Annotated in this window: 15 protein-coding genes; 4 read left to right on the top strand and 11 right to left on the bottom strand. The window is 73.9% G+C overall.

The window, feature by feature from the left end; all coding sequences use genetic code 11:
* Positions 1-297: 297 nt before the first annotated feature.
* Positions 298-1,476: a Cmx/CmrA family chloramphenicol efflux MFS transporter gene (locus ACFZBP_RS18365; RefSeq protein WP_391414258.1), complete on the top strand. Its 1,179-nt coding sequence runs from the start codon at positions 298-300 to the stop codon at positions 1,474-1,476.
* Positions 1,477-1,674: 198 nt separating this feature from the next.
* Here the strand turns inward: ACFZBP_RS18365 and ACFZBP_RS18360 are convergent, their stop codons facing one another.
* The 9 genes from ACFZBP_RS18360 to ACFZBP_RS18320 form a co-directional block, all read right to left on the bottom strand.
* A complete protein-coding gene (locus ACFZBP_RS18360; protein ID WP_391414256.1) occupies positions 1,675-4,665 on the bottom strand; it encodes an AAA family ATPase in 2,991 nt (996 codons plus the stop codon).
* Positions 4,662-5,825, bottom strand: a complete 1,164-nt coding sequence (locus ACFZBP_RS18355; RefSeq protein WP_391414254.1) for an exonuclease SbcCD subunit D C-terminal domain-containing protein — start codon at positions 5,823-5,825, stop codon at positions 4,662-4,664. The genes ACFZBP_RS18360 and ACFZBP_RS18355 overlap by 4 nt, the downstream gene beginning before the upstream one ends.
* Positions 5,826-6,054: 229 nt before the next feature.
* Positions 6,055-7,917 carry a hypothetical protein gene (locus tag ACFZBP_RS18350; RefSeq protein ID WP_391414252.1) on the bottom strand — a complete coding sequence of 621 codons (1,863 nt, stop codon included), beginning with the start codon at positions 7,915-7,917 and terminating at the stop codon, positions 6,055-6,057.
* Positions 7,914-9,959 carry a VWA domain-containing protein gene (locus ACFZBP_RS18345; protein ID WP_391414250.1) on the bottom strand — a complete coding sequence of 682 codons (2,046 nt, stop codon included), beginning with the start codon at positions 9,957-9,959 and terminating at the stop codon, positions 7,914-7,916. Before ACFZBP_RS18345 ends, ACFZBP_RS18350 begins: the two co-directional genes overlap by 4 nt.
* A complete protein-coding gene (locus tag ACFZBP_RS18340; protein ID WP_391414249.1) occupies positions 9,956-11,248 on the bottom strand; it encodes a KH domain-containing protein in 1,293 nt (430 codons plus the stop codon). The genes ACFZBP_RS18345 and ACFZBP_RS18340 overlap by 4 nt, the downstream gene beginning before the upstream one ends.
* A complete protein-coding gene (locus ACFZBP_RS18335; RefSeq protein ID WP_391414247.1) occupies positions 11,245-12,789 on the bottom strand; it encodes a hypothetical protein in 1,545 nt (514 codons plus the stop codon). The genes ACFZBP_RS18340 and ACFZBP_RS18335 overlap by 4 nt, the downstream gene beginning before the upstream one ends.
* A 131-nt stretch (positions 12,790-12,920) precedes the next feature.
* Entirely contained in the window at positions 12,921-13,547 is a 627-nt protein-coding gene (locus ACFZBP_RS18330; RefSeq protein ID WP_383453618.1) for a YigZ family protein, read from the bottom strand.
* A gap of 40 nt (positions 13,548-13,587) precedes the next feature.
* Positions 13,588-14,130, bottom strand: a complete 543-nt coding sequence (locus tag ACFZBP_RS18325) for a SixA phosphatase family protein (RefSeq protein WP_383453616.1) — start codon at positions 14,128-14,130, stop codon at positions 13,588-13,590.
* Positions 14,127-14,885, bottom strand: a complete 759-nt coding sequence (locus tag ACFZBP_RS18320) for a hypothetical protein (RefSeq protein WP_383453614.1) — start codon at positions 14,883-14,885, stop codon at positions 14,127-14,129. The genes ACFZBP_RS18325 and ACFZBP_RS18320 overlap by 4 nt, the downstream gene beginning before the upstream one ends.
* 168 nt (positions 14,886-15,053) lie before the next feature.
* Between ACFZBP_RS18320 and ACFZBP_RS18315 the strand changes: the two genes are divergently transcribed.
* Both ACFZBP_RS18315 and ACFZBP_RS18310 read left to right on the top strand, forming a co-directional pair.
* On the top strand, positions 15,054-15,461 hold the full coding sequence (locus ACFZBP_RS18315) for a CoA-binding protein (RefSeq protein ID WP_383453612.1): 408 nt from the start codon (positions 15,054-15,056) through the stop codon (positions 15,459-15,461).
* 56 nt (positions 15,462-15,517) lie between these two features.
* Positions 15,518-16,747 (top strand): 4-hydroxybenzoate 3-monooxygenase, encoded by a 1,230-nt coding sequence (locus ACFZBP_RS18310; RefSeq protein ID WP_391414243.1) that lies wholly within the window; start codon positions 15,518-15,520, stop codon positions 16,745-16,747.
* Between the two features lie 5 nt (positions 16,748-16,752).
* Here ACFZBP_RS18310 and ACFZBP_RS18305 read toward each other — a convergent pair whose 3' ends face one another.
* Positions 16,753-17,112, bottom strand: a complete 360-nt coding sequence (locus tag ACFZBP_RS18305; protein ID WP_383453606.1) for an ArsR/SmtB family transcription factor — start codon at positions 17,110-17,112, stop codon at positions 16,753-16,755.
* 61 nt (positions 17,113-17,173) lie between these two features.
* Between ACFZBP_RS18305 and ACFZBP_RS18300 the strand changes: the two genes are divergently transcribed.
* Positions 17,174-18,271, top strand: coding sequence for a cation diffusion facilitator family transporter (locus ACFZBP_RS18300; protein WP_391414242.1), 1,098 nt, complete (start codon positions 17,174-17,176; stop codon positions 18,269-18,271).
* 10 nt (positions 18,272-18,281) lie between these two features.
* Here ACFZBP_RS18300 and ACFZBP_RS18295 read toward each other — a convergent pair whose 3' ends face one another.
* Positions 18,282-18,839: a YbaK/EbsC family protein gene (locus ACFZBP_RS18295; protein WP_383453602.1), complete on the bottom strand. Its 558-nt coding sequence runs from the start codon at positions 18,837-18,839 to the stop codon at positions 18,282-18,284.
* Positions 18,840-18,854: the final 15 nt, after the last annotated feature.

Here is an 18,854-nt window from a genome sequence, read left to right as displayed (position 1 = left end):
CCACGCTGAGCGTGGGCCAATGTCATCCGTCTGTTGCGGGACATGACGTTGGTGACACAGGCCGACGCTGGTGAAACCAAGGTGCCCCGACGGACAGTGGTCGGGTAGCGTGCGGGCCATGTCGAGTCCTGAGTCAGACACGGTGGGGGCTTTCGGTCACGCCGTCAGCCCCCTGAACCACTGAGCTCCTAGGCCTGCCGTCATGCCGCGTTCTGCGGTGCGACGAGGGTGCCCTTGAGGGCTGGCCGCGGTGACGAGATGACCTTGTCGTGCTTCTCCTCGCTCCGGAGCCACTCGATGCCTCTTCCGCTGTATCTGCTTGCCGTGGCCGTCTTCGCCATGGGAACCTCGGAGTTCATGCTCGCCGGCCTCTTGCCGGACATCGCCTCCGATCTCAACGTCACCGTCGGGACGGCAGGGGTGCTCACCTCAGCCTTCGCCATCGGCATGATCGTCGGTGCCCCCCTTGCGGCCGCACTCGCCCGCAACTGGTCCAGGCGCTCCAGCCTGCTCGGGTTCATCCTCGCCTTCGCGGCGGCCCACGCCGTGGGCGCCGTCACCACCAGCTTCCCGGTCCTGTTCGCCACCCGGGTCGTCGCCGCGCTCGCGAACGCAGGGTTCCTCGCCATCGCGTTGGCGGCTGCCACCACTCTGGTCTCGCCCGAGAAGAAGGGACGTGCGCTGGCCGTGCTTCTGTCGGGCACGACGACCGCCACGATTGCCGGTGTCCCCGGTGGCTCGGTGCTCGGCACGCTGCTCGGCTGGCGGGCCACATTCTGGGCTGTCGCCGCTCTCTGCCTGCCCGCGGCTCTCGGCATCCTGAAGGGGATTCCAGCAGGACGGGCGAAGGAACAGACCCCTGGCGGGCCGGCCCTGCGAGCGGAACTCGCCCAGCTGGCGCGGCGGAGTCTGCTCCTGGTGATGCTGCTCGGCGCGCTGGTGAACGCGGCCACCTTCGCCGGCTTCACTTTCCTCGCCCCCGTCGTGACCGGCACCGCCGGGCTCGGTGAACTGTGGATCTCTGTGGCCCTGGTGCTCTTCGGTATCGGTTCCTTCGCCGGGGTCACGGTCGCCGGTCGGCTGTCCGACCAGCACTCCGGCCCGGTCATCGCGGTCGGCGGCCCGCTGCTGCTCGTGGGCTGGTCGGCCATGGCCGTGCTGGCCGACCAGCCGGTCACCCTGCTCGCCCTAGTGTTCGTCCAGGGTGCCCTGTCGTTCGCACTGGGCAGTACCCTGATCACGCGGGTCCTTTACGAGGCCGCGGGAGCCCCGACCATGGCCGGCTCATACGCGACCATGGCACTCAACGTTGGCGCCGCTGTCGGCCCCCTCATCGCCGCAACCACCCTCAGCACCCCGGCCGGGAACCTCGGGCCGCTGTGGTCGAGCGGCTTCCTGGTCGCTGTCGCACTGCTCATCGCGGCCCCGCTCCGCACCGTGATCGCGGCCCGCCGAAGCACCGAGGTACTCCAGTGACGCATGCGAACGCCCCTTTGAGTCCCTTCCCTTGAGTCCCTTCCCGGTCCGTCTGCGGAAGGTGCCGAGCCCTCTCGCCCCACTCAGTGATCACTCGTCGAACGCACGACATGACGGCTCTCAGTGGGTGTCTGGGCCCCGAGATCGCGAGCTGAGAGCGGCACACGAAGGATCACGCGCCGTCAGCCGCCCCCTCGGTCAGTGCCCCCGCTGCCGCAGCACCGACCCCGACCGCCCCTTGACGACCTCCAGCTGCGCATGGATCCGCCGCCGCAGATCGGCGACATGGCTGACGATGCCGACACTGCGGTCGCGCTCACGCAGCGAGTCGAGTACGTCGAGCACCTCGTCGAGGGTCTGGTCGTCCAAGCTGCCGAAGCCCTCGTCGATGAAGAGGGTGTCGAGGCGGACCCCGCCGGCCTCGTCGGTGACGACGTCCGCGAGGCCGAGGGCGAGGGCGAGGGAGGCGAAGAAGGTCTCGCCGCCGGAGAGGGTCGCCGTGTCGCGCTCGCGGCCGGTCCAGGCGTCGACTACGTGCAGTCCGAGGCCGCTGCGGCCCCGGCCGGCCCGGTCGTCGGAGTGGACGAGGGTGTAGCGGCCGGACGACATGCGCTGGAGGCGTACGGTCGCGGCGGCGGCGACCTGTTCCAGGCGGGCCGCCAGCACGTACGACTCGAGGCGCATCTTGCGTTCGTTGTCCGCCGAGGTGCCCGCGGTGAGGGCGGCGAGGCGGGCGACACGGTCGTACTCCTCGCGCAGCGGGGCGAGTTGGCGTACGGCGGCGGTGGCGTGCGCGGACAGCCGGTCGAGTTCGGTGCGGCGCCGGGCGGCGGCGTCGCGTGCGGAGGCGGCGTCGCGGGTCCGCTGGACCGCCGCGGAAGCGGCCCGCTCGGCGGTCTGGACGTCGGCGGGCGGCTGCTCGGCGGCGGCCGCGGTGTCGGCTTCGGCGAGGACGGCCCGTACGGCGGCCTCCTCCGACTGCCAGGCGTCCAGCCGCCGCCTGAGTTCGCGGTGCGCGGCGTCGTCGAGGAGTGCGGCGGCCGCGGCCTGCGGGGTGTCGAACCCGGCGCGGAAGGCGGCGTCGGCGAGGCGGGCGTCGGCGTCCTTGAGCCGCTGGGCGGCGTCCTCGGCGGCGCGCGCCGTGTCGGCGGCGTCGGTGAGCAGCTGGGCCTGCCGCTCCAGTTGGGCGGCGCGCGCGGCCACGCTGTCCGCGGCGCCCCGGGCCTGGGTCAACTCCGCCTCCAGAGCGGCCCGTTCGCGGTCCAGCCGCTCACGGTGCCCCACCCGGGCGGCCACCCTGACCGCCGCCTGCTGCCGGTCGACGGTCCGCCGCTCGTACTCGGCCTCGGCCCGGCGCAGCTCCTCGTGAGCCGGGTGCAGAGCGGACGCGTCCCGGCGGGCCTGCGCGTAGAGGCGCTCCAACTCCTCGCAGTGCGCGGCGAGTTGATCGGTCGGGGTGTCTGCGGCCTCGGCTGTCGCGGCGGCCAGCGCCTCGCGTACGACGCCCAGTTGCCGTTCCTTCTCGGTGTGCCGCTCCTCCGCCTGCTGGTAGGCGGTCAGCGCGTGCTCCTCCGCCTCCCGGTCCACGTGTCCGGCGTCCTTGCGGGCGGGTGCGGGGTGGTCGGTGGCGCCGCAGACCGCGCAGGGCGCGCCGGCCTCCAGCTGGGCGGCCAGTTCGGCGGCGATGCCGTTCAGCCGCCGCTCCTTGACGTCGAGCCAGTGCGCCTTGGCCTCCAGGACCCGCTGGTGGGCGAGTCGGGCCTGGTCGGCGGCGGTGTCCGTGTCGTCGGCCAGCTGGTCGCGCAGCCGTGCGGCGCCGAGCCGCTGCCGGGCGGGGTCGCGCTGTACGGCGAGCTGCTCGGCGCGGGTCGCGGCCTGCTGGGCGGTGTCGATACGGGTCTGGATCGCGGCGCGGTTCTCCTCCCACCCGGCGAGCCAGTCCTCGGCGTCCTGGAGCAGGCCCTCGTCGGCCCGCTCCTGCCGATCCAGCTCGTCGCGCTCGCCGACGAGGTCGGCCAGCCGCTGCTCGGCGCGGCGGGCGGACTCCAGCCCGCCCAGTTCCTCGGCGGCCCGGCGCGCGGCGGCGGCGAGTCCGGCGGCGCCGGCTTCGGCGAAGGTCTCCGGCAGCAGCGCACGGGCCCGTGTCTCGGCGGCGGACGCCCTTTGGTGCTCCGACTCGGCTGCCTCGCGCAGCTCCAGCGCGGGTGCCACGGCCTCGGCCTTGCGGGCCCGCTCCATCCTGACCTGCGCCTGCCGGTAGCCGTCGGCCCGCTCCTCGAGCAGCCGGGCCCGCTCCCGCGCGTCGGCGAACCGCCGCTGGAGTCTGGCGACTTCGCGTACGTCGCCCAGGGCACGGTCGGCGGCGGCCTGGGCGGATTCGGCGGCGAGGAGGCGGCAGTGGGCGATGGTGAGCTGCTCGCGGGCGGTGCTGCGGGCGACCGCCGCGGCGCCGAGGACGGCGTCCGCCAGGCCCGGCTCGCCCGGTGCGAGGTCGGGCAGTGCCATGGCGTCGCCCGCCGCCTGCTGCATCCGGTGCGCGTCGGCGAGCAGCGCGGCGTCGCCGTCCCGCACCTGGGCCTCGGCGGCGCGCCGGCGCTCGGCGAGGCGCTTTTCGACGTCGGCGAAGCGGTGGGTGTCGAAGAGGCGGCCCAGCAGCCGGCCACGGGCCTCGGCGTCGGCGCGCAGGAAGCGGGCGAAGTCGCCCTGGGGCAGCAGCACGACCTGGCAGAACTGCTCCCGGCTCATGCCGAGCAGCTGGGTGATCTCCTCGCCGATCTCCTGGTGCGAGCGGCTGAGGTCCTTCCACGCCCCGGCCCGCGGGTCGTACTCGCGCAGCCAGCTCTGGGCCTTGTCGAGCGTCGTGCCGGTGCCGCGCTTCTTCGGGCGCTCCCAGGGCGGCTGCCGGGTGATCTCCAACCGGCGTCCGGCGACGGTGAGTTCGAGGCGGACCTCGGTGCGGGTGCCGGCCGCGGCGTGGTCGCTGCGCAGGGTCGTGCCCTGGCCGCTCTGGCGGGCGCCCGGCACCGAGCCGTAGAGCGCGTAGCAGACCGCGTCCAGGACGGAGGTCTTTCCGGCGCCGGTCGGTCCGTGCAGCAGGAAGAGGCCGGCCAGGGACAGCGTGTCGAAGTCGACGCTCTGCGAGCCGCCGAAGGGCCCGAAGGCCGTCATGTCGAGACGGTGCAGCCTCACCGCGCCACCTCCCGGACGGTCTCGTCGGCCCGCACCGCGTCGAACGCGTCCCGCAGGACGCCCTGTTCGTCCTCGTCGGGTCCGGCGCCGCGCACATGCGCCACGAAGTCCTCCGCGATCTCCTGGTCGCTTCGGCCGGCGAGCCGCCGCGCATAGGACACGTCGGGGTCGTCGGGCGCCCGCTCGGGGTCGAAGACGAGGCTCAGCGTGTGCGGGAAGCGCTCGGCGAGACGGGCCATCGGGTCGGCCGGTCGCACCGTGTCCGTGAGCGTGGCCTCCACCCACGCCTCCTCGTGCCGGGCGAGCCCGGGGTCGGCGAGCAGCTCCTCCAGCGTCCCGCGGATCCGGGCCAGCGCGCGCGGCACCGGGCAGTCGACGCGCTCGGCGGTGACGGCGCCGTCGGCGTCCAGGTCGACGAGCCACATGGTCTTGCGGTGGTCGGCCTCCGAGAACGAGTACGGCAGCGGCGAGCCGGAGTAGCGGACGCGCTCGGTGATGGTCTGGCAGCCGTGCAGATGGCCCAGCGCCGCGTAGTCGACGCCGTCGAAGACCCCGGCGGGCACCGCGGCCACGCCGCCGACGGTGATGTCGCGCTCGCTTTCGCTGGCCTCGCCTCCGGTGACGAAGGCGTGCGCGAGAACGACCGCCCGCGTGCCACGCGGGCGTGCGGCGAGGTCGGCCCGCACCCGCTCCATGGCCGCGGCGAGCACGGCCTCGTGCCCGGCCTTGTCGACCCCGAACTCGTCCTTCACCAGGGCGGGTTCCAGATACGGCAGCCCGTAGAAGGCCACGTCGCCGAAGTCGTCCCGCAGCACGATCGGCGTACCGCACGCCGCTGCCTCGGTCCGCAGATGGATGCCCGCACGGCCGATCAGCCCGGCCCCGACGCCGAGCCGGCGCGCCGAGTCGTGGTTCCCGGAGATCATCACCGTCGGCACCCCGAGGTCGGCTAGCCGGTGCAGCGCGTCGTCGAACAGCTCGACGGCGGCGAGCGGCGGCACCGCCCGGTCGTACACGTCCCCCGACACGACCACGGCGTCCACGCCGCGCTCCCGCACGGTGGTGACCAGGTGACCGATGAACCCGGTCTGGGCGCCGAGCATGTTCACCCGGTGGAAGGCCCGGCCCAGATGCCAGTCGGACGTGTGCAGAATTCTCAAGACACCGCTCCGCCCCGCACGCTTCCCCCTACCTCACCTGGACCCGGCACCGAACCGGCACGGTCCTCGCCTTCCGCACCGACCACGCTAACGCCTCTCGGCACCTGGACCATCACGGGCTTCGGACCGTCCTCGACATCCGCCACCGAATATCCCTGTATTTCCATAGATATCCACAGAGTTCGACGGCGATGCGAACTCCATCGTGGGCGCCGAGGGCGACCCCCGCTCAGTCCGCGCCGACGATCTGGAGCCTTTGCACGGGCCCCTGCGTTCCGGTCCACTCCTCCCACACGGACCGGGGCCCGTCCTCGGCGAGGTAGACGGCGAGCAGACGGCCGTCTCCGGTCCGGGTGAGGCGGACCTGGTGGGCGGGGTCCGTGATGTGCCAGGTGCTGGAGTCGTCGGGCGTGGTCACGGACACGGTGAGCCCGTCGGGGGCGGCGTCGGCGCGGGCGTTCAGGCGGCGGTCCCCGAGCAGGGCGACGTCGGTCGTGGCGGCTCCGGTGGGCCGTGACTCCTCCATGCACAGCCAGCCGTCGGCGAAGTGGTCGCACCAGATTTCCCGGTTGCCGTCCGGTCGCAGCAGGGCGGCCTCCAGCTCACCCCACACGTTGAGGGCGAGGGCGGCGCGGGTGGCCGGAGCGTCGCTGACGGGGCGGCGGTGGGGCGGTCCGCCCGACGATTCGGGCCAGGCCCACAGTTCCACCAGGTCCGGGAGTCCGACCAGGACACAGGGGCGGCCGTCGCGGTCACGGGAGGCGGCCAGCACCTCGGCCGGTGCGCCGGTCGACGCCGACAGCCGGCTCGGTGCCGGCCGGGGGTCGGCCTCGTCGCCTGGAAGCCATCGGTACAGGTGAACGCCGGAGCCGTGCCCCGCCCAGAGCAGCGCGGGCATGCCGTGGGTGTTCAGAGCGACGATGCTCCGCACGTCCCCGGCCAGCTCACGCCACCGGTCGGCGGTGCCGAGCCAGAGCGCGCCGCGCGCGTCGACCGCGGCGACACCGCAACCGCCGTGCGGGCCGGAGAGGCAGGCCACGTCCCGTACTCCGCGGGGAGTGCCCACGGCGGACGACGGGCGATGCGATGGCCGCCCCGGTAGGCCGTACCAGCGCAGTCCGGAGGGTCCGCCGGTCACCACCAGGGGATGACCGATCCCCGCCGGCAGGACGTCGACGCAGGTGTGCGGGGCGTCCCGGTCTGCGATCAGCAGGTCCCGCAGCTCCTCGGCCCAGTCCGTCAACGGGGCGGGGCGCCGGGCGGGTTCCGGGTCGAGAGCGCGCACCAGGCAGTCGGCGACCTGAACCGAGTAGCCGTACGACACGAGCTGACGGTGCGTCATCCGCGCCGCGTCGTAGTCGCCCAGCGGGCCCAGGTCGGGCAGCAGCAGGGCACGGGCCACGGCGCCGACGGAGAACCGGTCCCGGGCGGGGTCCGGGCGTCCGTCGCGTTGCTCGCCCTCTCCCTCTTCCTGGCCCTCGGGGGCGTAGCCCGGTGTGTACGGGATCAGCGTCAGTTCCCGCTCCAGCGGGGCGAGGAAGGTGATGTCGATCAGCTGGACCTGACCGTCGGCGGTGACCAGGACGTTGCCGCCGGAGATGTCCTGGTGCACATGGCCGAGGTCGTGGAGCCGGTCCACGATCACGCACAGCGCGCGCAGCACCTCGGCCCGGGCCACCGCGTCGGCCGTCGAGGACTCGGCCCACAGGTCGGCGGGCGTACCGTCGTACCACGGCGAGACGAGGTAGAGGATCTGTGCACCCGAGGGGGGCTGCCGCGCCGGCCGCGGCACCGGGCCGACGAAGTACTGGTAGGGGGTGGCCAGGCCGGGGATGTCGAGGCCGAACCGTCGGTGCACGCTGTCGGCCCAGCGCTCCCGCCAGGCGGCGCGCTGCTCCGGCGTGACGTCCCCCTCCTCGGACGTGAGGATCTTCAGCGCGCAGTGGCTCTCGCCGCCGTCCCGGAGCCTGCGGGAGGCACGCCAGACCTCGCCCTCACCTCCGGTGTGCAGATGGCTGACGAGGGTGTACTCCTCGGGCTTCTCGGGAGGCCCGCACTGCCAGTCCGGTGCCCAGCGGGGTACCCGGTTCACTCCTCACCCCGGTAGCGGAACAGGGGCATGGTGGTCGGGGTCGGCTGGTCGGCTTCCCGGGCGGCCGGCGTGGGGGCCCCGGGGGTGGCCGCAGCGGGTGCCTGGGAGCCTGTCCCGGCGCTGTCGTGGCCGTCCCGCTGCGGGACGGGGGCCGGGCGCGCGCCCTGGGGACCCGGCGACGGCTCCCGGGCGTGTTCGTCCCGGCCGGGCCCGGCGGCGCCCGCGGAGTCGGCCGGCGGGCGCTGCGCGTCCGGCAGGGACTTCAGCGCCGCCACCAGTGCGTCCATCGCCGTGGCCAGCTCGTCGACCCACGCGATCCGGCGCCCGGTGTCCCAGGCCCCGTTCTGCCGTGCCGCGCGCAGCTGTTCCAGCAGCATGCCGAGGGTGTCCAGGGGATCGGCGAGTTCGGCGGGGACGGCGGCGAGGCGAGCGGGGCTGAACGCGGAGGCCAGGTCTCGCTCGAAGGTGGGGTGCGGTCGGGTCTGCAGGGTGACGACGGCCCTGTTCACCGCCATCCGCACCGGCTCGTCGCGGAACAGGGGCCTGCCCAGGGCGCGTCGGGACTCGCCGATGGCGACGCCGGTGGACTCCAGCAGCCGCTGCCCGAGGGTTCGTGCGTCGTGCGTGGCCTGGTGGGCGGACCCGGCCGACGCGTTCGCGCGGTGCTGCTCGGCGAGGAGGCGCAGCGCCTGGTCCAGGCGCGGCGGCAGGGTGCCGTCCGGGCGGGGGCGCCGGCTCCGGCCGAGGGAGACGCGGCGGGTCATGCCCGCGCCGAGTCCGGAGAAGTAGCGGGCCAGCACGTCGAACCCGCCGATCGCCGCGTCGTCGCCGCCGCCGACCCTGACGAGCTGTTGCAGCAGTTCGTGGTTGGGCTCGAAGACCTCTCCGCCCCGGTTCCCCGCGGCGATCCAGCGCCGGTACATCGCCATGGTGCTGACGCCCACCGCGTGCAGCCGCACCTTGGTGTTGACGTGGAGGTACTCCATGAGGCTCACGGGCTCCCGGTCGGCGTACACCACCTCGCCGACCCCGTCGTTGCCGCGCCGCGACCAGTGGGCGCCGTCGCTGACCAGCACGATGAGCCGCTCGTTGCCGGGCTTCCCGTGCAGGTACAGCAGGTTGGCCGCCTCGTGGAGGGCGTTGCCGATGTCCGTGCCGGCGTCCTCGGGGCGCAGGACCGCCACGGCGTTGCGGAACTCCTCCACGGCGGGCCCGGTGGAGCCGGCGTCGAGTTCGGCCATGCCGCCGTCGCGGGGGAAGACGTGCTCGGTGACGTGGGTGAACTTCAGCATCGCCAGCCGCGAGACACGCCCGCTGATCCGCAGCCGCATCTCCAACAGGTCGTTCAGGGCGCTGCGCAGCACGTCCATACGAGGGCGGCCACGGGCCGAGTACCCGCCGTAGGCGCTGCCCTCGCTGTACTCCGGGATGTCGGGGACGCTCATCGAGCCGGAGCAGTCGGCGAGGATGACGATGTCGACGCCGTTGCGGGCGCTGGAGACGAACAGTTCCACGTCGGTGCGCTCGCCGATCTCGACGAGGACGCCGCGCCGGCCGCCCGCCTCCAGGCCCCGCACCCGGAAGGAGGCGGAGCCCGGGACGTCGACCCAGAGTTCGGCGTCCTCCTGCGGCGGGATCCACAACAGGGTTCCCGGCAGTCCCGCTTCGCCGATCTCGCGGGCCAGGACGTCGAACGGCGCCTCCAGGGAGGATTCCAGCGTCAGCGACTTCACCGGCTCCACGGGTACGGCGTCCAGCCGCCAGTCCCGGACCTCGGAGCCCTCCTCGAATCCGAGCCTCGCGGCCAGGTCCTCGTTGACCGCGACAACACCGTCGGGCACCGCGGCGAGCGGAACGAGCCGTACGGCGGCGGAGACCGGGTCGACGGTGGCGTTCAGCGTGAGCAGGGCGGGCAGGCCGTCGTGCCCGGGGTGCGCGGACAGGTTCCCCGCGGGGACGCCGATCCGCTGTCCGGTCAGCGGCCCCTCGGCGGGTACGAGGTGGAGCCGGTGGCGGTCGGCGCCGGGCATCGGCACACTCATCGTGACGTCCTCCTGCGGCCGTGCAGGTCGACCTTGAGGCCGAGGCGCGCGGTGTAGTCCTTGATACGGGAACCCTGCGGTCCGATGAACTTTCCGATCAGATGCTCGGGCACCCGGACCCACAGGCCGCCGCCGAACTCCGGCGGACGTGGGGGTTTGTACTCGGCGAGGGTCAGCCCGGCCGCGATCTCGGCTCCGAAGCGGTGGTCGTGTTCCCGTACGAGCGCACGGAGCCGTTCGACGAGCACCTCGCCCTGCCGGGCGGTGCCCATCAGCTCCTCCAGCTGGCGGTCCCAGTCGGGTGCGGCCCGCTCCACGGCGCGCAGTGCGGGCGACGGCGCCATGGCGCGCAGCCGGGTCTGCAGCATGGCGAGGCGGGCTCGGATCGAGCGGTAGTCGACGGCGAGTTCGACGTGCTGGACGGTGCGCAGGTTGTGCCCGAAGGCGGCGAGGGACGGCATGCGCTGCCCGCGGCGGCGGCCGGCGGTTCCGCAGATCTGCCAGAGGATCTCGTCGGCGGTCAGGGAGCGCACCCGGTCGTGCTCCTGGCACAGGCCGATGCCTACGCGTTCGTACCCGAAGACCTGCCAGCGGCGGGCGTGCCGGGTGCAGGCCGAGCGGCCGCAGGCGTGTCCGGCGGGGTCGAGCCAGTCGCACCGCGCGGTGCCCACCGCCTGGCATCCGGGTCGCTCGCACACGGGGAAGGCGTGGCGGTAGCAGTCCGGGCAGTAGTCGGTGTCGGGGTCCTGCGGGTGCCGCCGGCGGTGCTCTTCGCACCAGGCCACCGTGGTCCGGCAGTCACGGCCGGAGCACCAGAACACCGCGGTGCGGGCGCAGCCGCGGCACGAGGGCCGGTGGTCGGCGCAGGACGGCAGCAGCGCCCCGTCGAGGACCACCGCGTGGTCGACGCAGATCCGGTCGGGGCGGCCCGCGTCGGCGCAGCCGCGGCAGCGGAACGAGCCGTACCCGGAGCGGTTGCCGCGCTCGCACTCGGCGCACCGGTAGACCAGGGCCGAGCGCTGTCGTACGGCCGCGATGGCGAAGTGCGTGTCCGCGCTCGCCCGTTCCAGGTGGGCGTCGACGCGCACGATCTCCACCGTGATACGTCCGCTCTCGGACTCCCACACGTGCACGCTGCCGGCCGCGAGCGGCTTGGCGTGCAGCGCGGGCTCCAGCTGCTGCCAGAGCCCGACGAGGGCCTCCTGACCGTCCGTGGGGGCGGGCCAGTGACGCAGGTCGAGTACGACGTCCACCTGGCTGTCGGGAACGGTGGTCGGTGCTGTGGTCACGTATCACTCATTCCGCCGCGGGGCGTGCCGGGTTCCGGTCCGGCCGGGCCGCCTGGTTCACGTCCGCGCCGGCTGTCGCGGGCGGTGGTGCCGGCGTCTCCGGAGCCGCCGCGGGTGCGCTGGCCGCCCCTGCGGTCGCGTCCGCGGTCCTGGTCGCCCCGGTTGCGACGGGGGTTTCCCCGCTGGTCCTGCCCGGTTCGGTCCGGCCTGCCCGAGCGCCTGCCGTGGTTGCCGGAGGCCCCGGCGCGGTCGGATCCGCCGCGGGCCGCCTTCTCTCCGCGCTTGTCACCGCGTTTGTCTCCCCGCGTGTCGCCACCCTTGCGGCGGCCGCCACCGGAGCCGGAACGCCTGGTGTCCTCGGCCCGCGCCAGACGGCGGGCCCAGGAGCCGAGCAGCAGTTCGACCCGGCCCGGAGCGTCCCGCCGGAGGGACTCCAGCAGCAGGCCTCCCGGGCGGGCGTCGAAGAGCAACAGCTCGGCCTGCGCGGCGAGTTCGTTCGGGCCACGGCGGGCGGCGGCGGTCAGGACGTCCTGGCTGCGGGTCGGCGGAAGGCCGGTGTCGGGCCCCTCGACGGGCACGAGCAGCGGGACGAGTTCCTCGGGGACCGCCTCCAACCGGCCGAGCGGAAGCAGGAGTTCGTCCAGGAGCCGCCGGACGCTCTCCCGGGCCGGGACGGTGTCCGCCGCTCTGGCGGCGCGGTCGCCCTCCGGCAGGAACCGGGCGCGCAGGCCCTGGGTGACGGCACGGGCCCGGTTCTTCTCCAGGACCGCCTGCGGGATGTTGCCCTCGCGGTTGCCCGCGCGCACCTTGCGACGTGCGTACAGGGCGAGGGCCGCCAGCAGCAGCGCCTGGGCGCGCAGGTCGGTCACCGACAGCTGTGCGTCGATGCACCGGACGAGGACCCCGGCGGGCCTGTCGTCGGTCTCCGGCACGGGGGCGACGTCCATCCGTGTCAGGTCGGCGATTCCGTCGCGGCGCCGGATGTCGGCTCGTACGTGTTCCAGGTGCCGGGGGTCGGCCGAGGCGAGGTAGCGCGTGGTGAGGTGCTCACGGGAGTCGGTGAGCCAGCGGGACCCCACCCGGTCCGGCTGCGGCCCGACCGTGCCACGGCCGCAGAGCGCGATGAGCGCGGGACTGTACCGGCGCAGGAGATTGACCAGCACCTCCTGCTCCGCCGCGTCGGTGACGTAAAGGGTGTGCGTATCGCCCGCGGCGGGCGGCGAGGAGGGGCCGAGCGAGACGCCGGGCGCGTGCAGGACTCCGCCGAGCCGCTGGGCGGCGTCGGCGAGCGACCGTAACCGGGCCAGCAGATACCCGAAGGCCTCGTCCCGCGCGACGGGGCTGCCGAGCCAGAGTCCCTCCTGGGTCACCCTGACGAGCCCCGGGTGACGGGGATCCGCTTCCACACTGGCCATGAGGCCCGGCGGTGCCGCCGGCGGCCATGCGGAGGCCACCACCGCCTCGGCATCCGCACCCGTCACGGCCAACGTCTTGGTGAACGACTGGCGGGCCGCCCCCACCACAGTCAGGCTTACCAGCACCTTGTCACGATATCCGAGTCCGGTGAGCCGTGAGGAGTACTCACACGTCAAACCTGCCTGAAGTGACAGAAGTTGAGGAAGTGTCAGTCAGTCGGCCCGATGGTGGCGGCGACCTTGGAACGGCGTGACCGTCACGCGTCCCCGTACGCCTCTCCCCCGAGCTCGAACCCCGCCGACCCGGCCGTCACGTCCGCGAGCCACGCGCGGAACGGCTCCACGTCGGCGTCCGGCAGGCCGATCTCGATGGTGACCGCCTCGCCGTACCGCACGTCGCGCACCTCGCGTCCGGTGGAGCGCAGGTCGTTCTCCACCTTGCCGGCGCGCTGGTGGTCGACGGTCACCGTGGCCAGGCGGAAGCGGCGGCGGGTGAGGGTGCCGAGGGTGTCCAGTGCCTCGCCGACCGCGCCGCCGTAGGCCCGGATGAGCCCGCCCGCGCCCAGCTTGACCCCGCCGTAGTAGCGGGTGACGACGGCGACGACGTAACGCATGTCGCGGCGCAGCAGCATCTGGAGCATGGGGACGCCTGCCGTGCCGCCCGGTTCGCCGTCGTCGCTGGCTTTCTGGACGGCGGCGTCGGCGCCGATGACGTAGGCCCAGCAGTTGTGGGTGGCGTCCGCGTGCTCCTTGCGGACCGCGGCGACGAAGTCCTGGGCCTCCTGTTCGGTGGCCGCCGGGGCGAGCGCGCAGAGGAAGCGTGAGCGGTTGACCTCGGTCTCGTGCACGCCGGCGTGGGCGACGGTGCGGTACTCGTCCTGCATCGGGCCAGCCTATGCCGACGCGCCGTTGACGCCGGTCCGCTCACTTCTTCCGGCCCCGGGCCACCATCACGCCCGTCAGCAGCGCCGTGCCGGGGGCGAGGGCCTGCCAGGAGGTGCCGTGCCAGGCCAGTACGGCGATCGCCGAGGTCGGGAACTTCGTACGGACCTCGTCCAGGGCGTCGTCGAGGCCGTCCCCGGCGAGTTCGAGCACGAGGTCCTCCAGGCCGGGGTTGTGCCCGACCAGGAGCAGCGTCCGGACGGCGGCGGGCATCTCGTGCACGACCGCCAGCAGCTCGGGCACGTCGGCCGCGTACAGGCGGGGCTCAAGGCGTACGGGCGGCGGTGTGCCCCACTGGGCGGCGGCCAGTTCCCAGGTCTCACGCGCGCGTACGGCGGTCGAGCACAGGGCGAGGTCCGGCAGGCAGTCGTTCTCGGCGAGGAGCCGGCCCGCGACCGGGGCGTCCCGGTGGCCGCGCGGGGCGAGCGGGCGCTGGTGGTCGGCGACGCCGTCCGGCCAGGCGGACTTGGCGTGCCGCAGGACGACCAGGCGGCGCAGCGGGCCCGCTCCCAGGCGCGCGGTCATGCCGGGTTTCCCAGGTCGCGGGCGAGGTCGAGGCCGAGCAGCCGGTCGGTGTAGGCGTATGTCTCGAAGCGGGCGCCGTCCGGCAGCTCCGGCGCGCTCTCCACCCAGCGCAGCACGCCGAGGACCCCGGGCACGTCGAGGTCGTCCTCCCAGGCGGTACGGAGTTCCGTCCGCACCTCGTCGGGGATGGGCCGTGACGGCTGCTGCGCCCAGCGGGCGACGGCCCGGCGCCAGCGGGCGAGGGTGTCGTGGGCTTCGGCGAGCGCGGTCACGTCGAGCCGTACGGGCACGCGCCTGCGTCCGGCGAGCAGTGCGAGGCGCAGGGCGGCGGGGTCGGCCTCCTCCGGGGGCGCCTCCGAGTGGACGGGCGCCACGGCGACCCGGACGCCGTCGGGTTCCGCGCCGCCCTCGCGCACGACGTGGAGGACCTGTGCCTCGCCGAGCCCCGCCGCGGCGTCCCGGCCCTCCTCGAAGGGCCGGATGCCGAGCGCGGCGGCACCGGCCCTGAGCTCCGCCCGCTGCCGCTCCTCGTCGAGGAGCGCCCAGACCGGCGTACCGCCGAGCTCGAGCGCGCGGACCAGGAGGTCGGCGACGAGCAGCACCCGCAGGGCGGTGACGTCGAAGCCCTCGGTATGGGCCTCGACGCGGGTCAGGCCCCGGCGGGCGGGCGCGGCGTCGACGGGTTCGCCGGTTCGGGCGTCGATGATGCGCAGCACGGAGCGAGCGTAGGCGGACACGCGGTCTTCCGCAGCCATCCGGCCCGCATTCCGGTCAGCGTGGCGGGAGCCGGGACTGCCGGGAGTCCGCGGATCTTCCGCGCCCGGCGGGACTCCGTGCGGGAATCCTCGGGGGTCGTCGGCCGTTGTGGGGGGGTGAGGGCGGCTGGACGGCAGCGGGCCCGGGCGAGCACGGGGAGGCCGAGGATGTACGGCGACGAGGCAGCGGTCCGCAGGATCCTCACCGAACTGGGCGACACCTGGGCCGTCGTGGGCCTGTCGTCGAACCAGCGGCGGGCGGCGTACGGAGTCGCCCAGGTCCTCCAGCGCTACGGCAAGCGCGTCGTGCCGGTCCACCCGAAGGCGGAGACGGTCCACGGCGAGCAGGGCTACGCCTCCCTGGCGGACATCCCCTTCGACGTGGACGTGGTCGACGTCTTCGTGAACAGCGACCTCGCGGGCCCGGTCGTCGACGAGGCGGTCGCCAAGGGCGCCAAGGCGGTCTGGTTCCAGCTGGGCGTCATCGACGAGGCGGCGTACGACCGTGCCCGCGCGGCGGGCCTGGAGATGGTCATGGACCGCTGCCCGGCGATCGAGATACCGCGTCTCGGCTAGGGCGGCCCCGAGCCGGAGCCCTCCCCTCCCCGCACCGGCCACCCCATAATGCTCGGGTGAACCCCACCCCCACCTCCCCCCACCCCAACTCCGGCCCCTCGCAACGCTTTCCGGTCGTCGTCGTGGGCGCCGGCCCGGCCGGGCTCACCGTCGGCAACATCCTGCGGGCGGCCTCCGTCGACTGTCTGGTCCTGGAGACCGGGACCCGGCAGTTCATCGAGCAGCGGCCGCGGGCCGGGGTGCTGGAGGAGTGGGCCGTACGCGGGCTTCAGCGGCGGGGCCTGGCGGACACCTTGCTGGAGCGGGCGCAGCGGCACACGGAGTGCGAGTTCCGGTTCGCCGGTGAGCGCTACCGGTTCGAGTACACACGGCTCACGGGCGTGCATCACTGGGTCTACCCGCAGCAGTTGCTGGTGACGGACCTGGTGCGGGAGTACGCGGACGTGCGCGGCGGGACCATACGTTTCGGCGTGCGCGACGTGGAGCTGCAGGACCTCGACACCGAGCGTCCCGCTGTGTCGTACACCTGCCCGGAGACGGGCCGACGGGAGGTCGTGCACTGCGACTTCGTCGCCGGCTGCGACGGGGCGCGCGGGGTGACCCGGACCGCGCTGCCCGCCGACCGTGCCCACATCTCCCGCAGTGACTACGGCATCGGCTGGCTGGCGCTGCTCGCCGAGGCGCCGCCGTCCGCCGACTGCGTGCTGTTCGGCATGCATCCGAACGGGTTCGCCGGACACATGCCGCGCAGCGCCGACGTGACCCGCTACTACCTGGAGTGCCCGCCCGGCGACGACCCGGAGAACTGGTCCGAGGGCAGGGTCTGGGCGGAGCTGCAGCAGCGGCTCGGGGCGAACGGCGCGCCACCGCTGACGGAGGGCCGGCTGATCGAGAAGCGCGTCCTCGACATGCACAACTACGTCGTCGAGCCCGTGGTGTTCGGCCGTCTCTTCCTGGCCGGTGACGCCGCCCACCTCACCGCCCCCATCGCCGCCAAGGGCATGAACCTCGCCCTGCACGACGCCTTCCAGCTCGGCGACGGACTGGTCGCCCAGCTCACGAAGGGGGACGACACCGGGTTGGCCGGCTACTCGGCGGCCTGTCTGCGCCGGGTGTGGGACTACCAGGAGTTCTCCCACTGGCTCTCCGAGGTCTACCACGGCACGTCCTCGGGCGACCCGTACCGCGCGGGCACCACCCTCGCCCGCCTCCGCCGTGTCTTCGGCTCGCCGACGGCCGCGCTGGCGTTCGCGGAGCAGTACCTGGGCAAGAACGCCGAGTACTGACCGCGTCAGTCGTGCAGGGGCCGGTCGCTGAGCCGGTGGTCGGCGACGTTGAGCGCCTCGTCGACGAGGCGGCGCAGATGGCCGTCGCGCAGGGAGTAGACCACCCTGCGGCCTTCCTTCCGGGTGGTCACCAGGCCCGCGAGACGCAGTCGTGCCAGATGCTGGCTGACGGCGGGGCGGGCCGCACCGCATGCCTCCGTGAGCGTCGTGACGTCGGCCTCCCCGGCCGTGAGAGCGTGCAGCAGCGTGAGCCGGGTGCGGTCGCCGAGCAGGGCGAGAACCTCGGCGGCGAGCGCGAACTGCTCCTCGCCCGGGGTGCGCGGGTGCCCATCGTTCGCAGGTGATAGGTGCATGCGTGCGCTCATACGCACATAATGGCGTCGTGGGCGGCACGCGTCCACTCCCGCGCACCGGAAGGGGACCACCGTGAGCGACCGGCACGAGCACGCGCACCACCACGGGCACGGCCACCGTCACGCCCACGACCACCCCCACCCCGATGTCCGTCCGCACGGGCATCCGCACCCCCACTCCCCCGCCGGCCTGCGCCACCGCCTCTCCCATCTCCTCAAACCCCACTCCCACGAAACCGCCGACAAGCTCGACTCCGCCCTGGAGTCCTCGGCCCGTGGCATGCGCGCCCTGTGGGTCTCCCTGGCCGTGCTCGGAATCACGGCGCTCGCGCAGGCGCTCGTGGTCGTCGTCTCCGGGTCGGTGGCGCTGCTCGGCGACACGGTGCACAACACCGCGGACGCGCTGACCGCCGTACCGCTGGGGATCGCCTTCGTACTGGGCAGGCGCGCGGCGACGCGGCGCTTCACCTATGGCTACGGACGGGCCGAGGACCTGGCCGGCATCGTCATCGTGCTGACGATCGCCGCGTCCGCGGCCTTCGCGGCCTGGACGGCCGTCGACCGGCTCCTGGACCCGCGTCCCGTGCAGCAGATCCCGGCCGTGGCGGTGGCGGCGCTGGTCGGGTTCGCGGGCAACGAGTGGGTGGCCCGGTACCGGATCAGGGTCGGCCGTGCGATCGGCTCGGCCGCACTCGTCGCGGACGGCCTGCACGCCCGTACGGACGGGTTCACGTCCCTGGCCGTGCTGGTGAGCGCCGGCGGGGCGGCGCTCGGGTGGCAACTGGCGGACCCGGTCGTGGGGTTGGCGATCACGGCGGCCATCGCGCTGGTGCTGCGGGACGCGGCGCGCGAGGTGTTCCGGCGGGTGATGGACGCCGTGGACCCGGCGCTCGTGGACCGGGCCGAGCGGGCGCTCCGGGAAGTCGCGGGGGTGCGTGAGGTGGGCGAGCTGCGGATGCGGTGGATCGGGCACCGGCTGCGCGCCGAGGTGGCGGTCGTGGTGGACGGGGAGGCCACGGTACGGCAGGCGCACGCCATCGCCGTCGACGCCGAACACGCCCTGCTGCACGCGGTCCCCCGGCTCACCGCGGCCCTGGTGCACGCCGATCCGGCACCGGCACCGGGCGAGGCGGATCCGCATCTCGCCCTCGCCCACCACTCCGCGGCCTGAACCCGAGCGCTCAGGCGACGCCGAGCCCCTCCAGCACGACGGCCCCGGGCAGCTCCGCGAACGCCTTACCCGGCACCAGCAGCTTGCCGCGCCGGCGTCCGCTGCCGACCAGCACGTACGGCAGGTCGACGACAGCCGAGTCCACCAGCACCGGCCAGCCGTCGGGCAGGCCGATCGGGGTGATGCCGCCGTACTCCATGCCGGTCTCGCCGGTCGCGGTGTCCGTCGAGGCGAACGACGCCTTGCGGGCGCCGAGTTGGCGACGTACGACGCCGTTCACGTCGACCCGGGTGGTGGAGAGCACGACGCATGCGGCCAGGGTGGTCTCGCCGCCGCGCCGGCCGGCGACGACCACGCAGTTCGCGGACCGTTCGAGCAGTTCCTGTCCGTAGTGCTCGACGAAGACCGCGGTGTCGGCCCACCGAGGGTCGGTCTCGACGTAGACGATCTGCTCGGCGGGGACGCTGCCGCGCCAGCCGCGTACGGCCTCGGCGACCGGGCGGGTGAGTTCGTCGAGGCGGTCCGGGGCGGGGGTGGCGTCGTCGAAGCGTCCGATGGGTGCGTCCATGGGCGCACGCTAACA

It is taken from the genome of Streptomyces sp. NPDC008086 (assembly GCF_042957325.1).
Lineage (GTDB): Bacteria > Actinomycetota > Actinomycetes > Streptomycetales > Streptomycetaceae > Streptomyces.
Note: the sequence above shows the minus strand (reverse complement) of the source record. Positions and strands in the feature narration are given on the sequence as shown.

Bases quoted from the DNA above. Each gene is read 5' to 3' on its own strand.
- ACFZBP_RS18365 (WP_391414258.1), top strand. From the start codon at position 298: ATGCCTCTTCCGCTGTATCTGCTTGCCGTGGCCGTCTTCGCCATGGGA.
- ACFZBP_RS18345 (WP_391414250.1), bottom strand. From the start codon at position 9,959: ATGAGTGTGCCGATGCCCGGCGCCGACCGCCACCGGCTCCACCTCGTA.
- ACFZBP_RS18330 (WP_383453618.1), bottom strand. From the start codon at position 13,547: ATGCAGGACGAGTACCGCACCGTCGCCCACGCCGGCGTGCACGAGACC.
- ACFZBP_RS18325 (WP_383453616.1), bottom strand. From the start codon at position 14,130: ATGACCGCGCGCCTGGGAGCGGGCCCGCTGCGCCGCCTGGTCGTCCTG.
- ACFZBP_RS18320 (WP_383453614.1), bottom strand. From the start codon at position 14,885: ATGGCTGCGGAAGACCGCGTGTCCGCCTACGCTCGCTCCGTGCTGCGC.
- ACFZBP_RS18315 (WP_383453612.1), top strand. From the start codon at position 15,054: ATGTACGGCGACGAGGCAGCGGTCCGCAGGATCCTCACCGAACTGGGC.
- ACFZBP_RS18305 (WP_383453606.1), bottom strand. From the start codon at position 17,112: ATGAGCGCACGCATGCACCTATCACCTGCGAACGATGGGCACCCGCGC.
- ACFZBP_RS18295 (WP_383453602.1), bottom strand. From the start codon at position 18,839: ATGGACGCACCCATCGGACGCTTCGACGACGCCACCCCCGCCCCGGAC.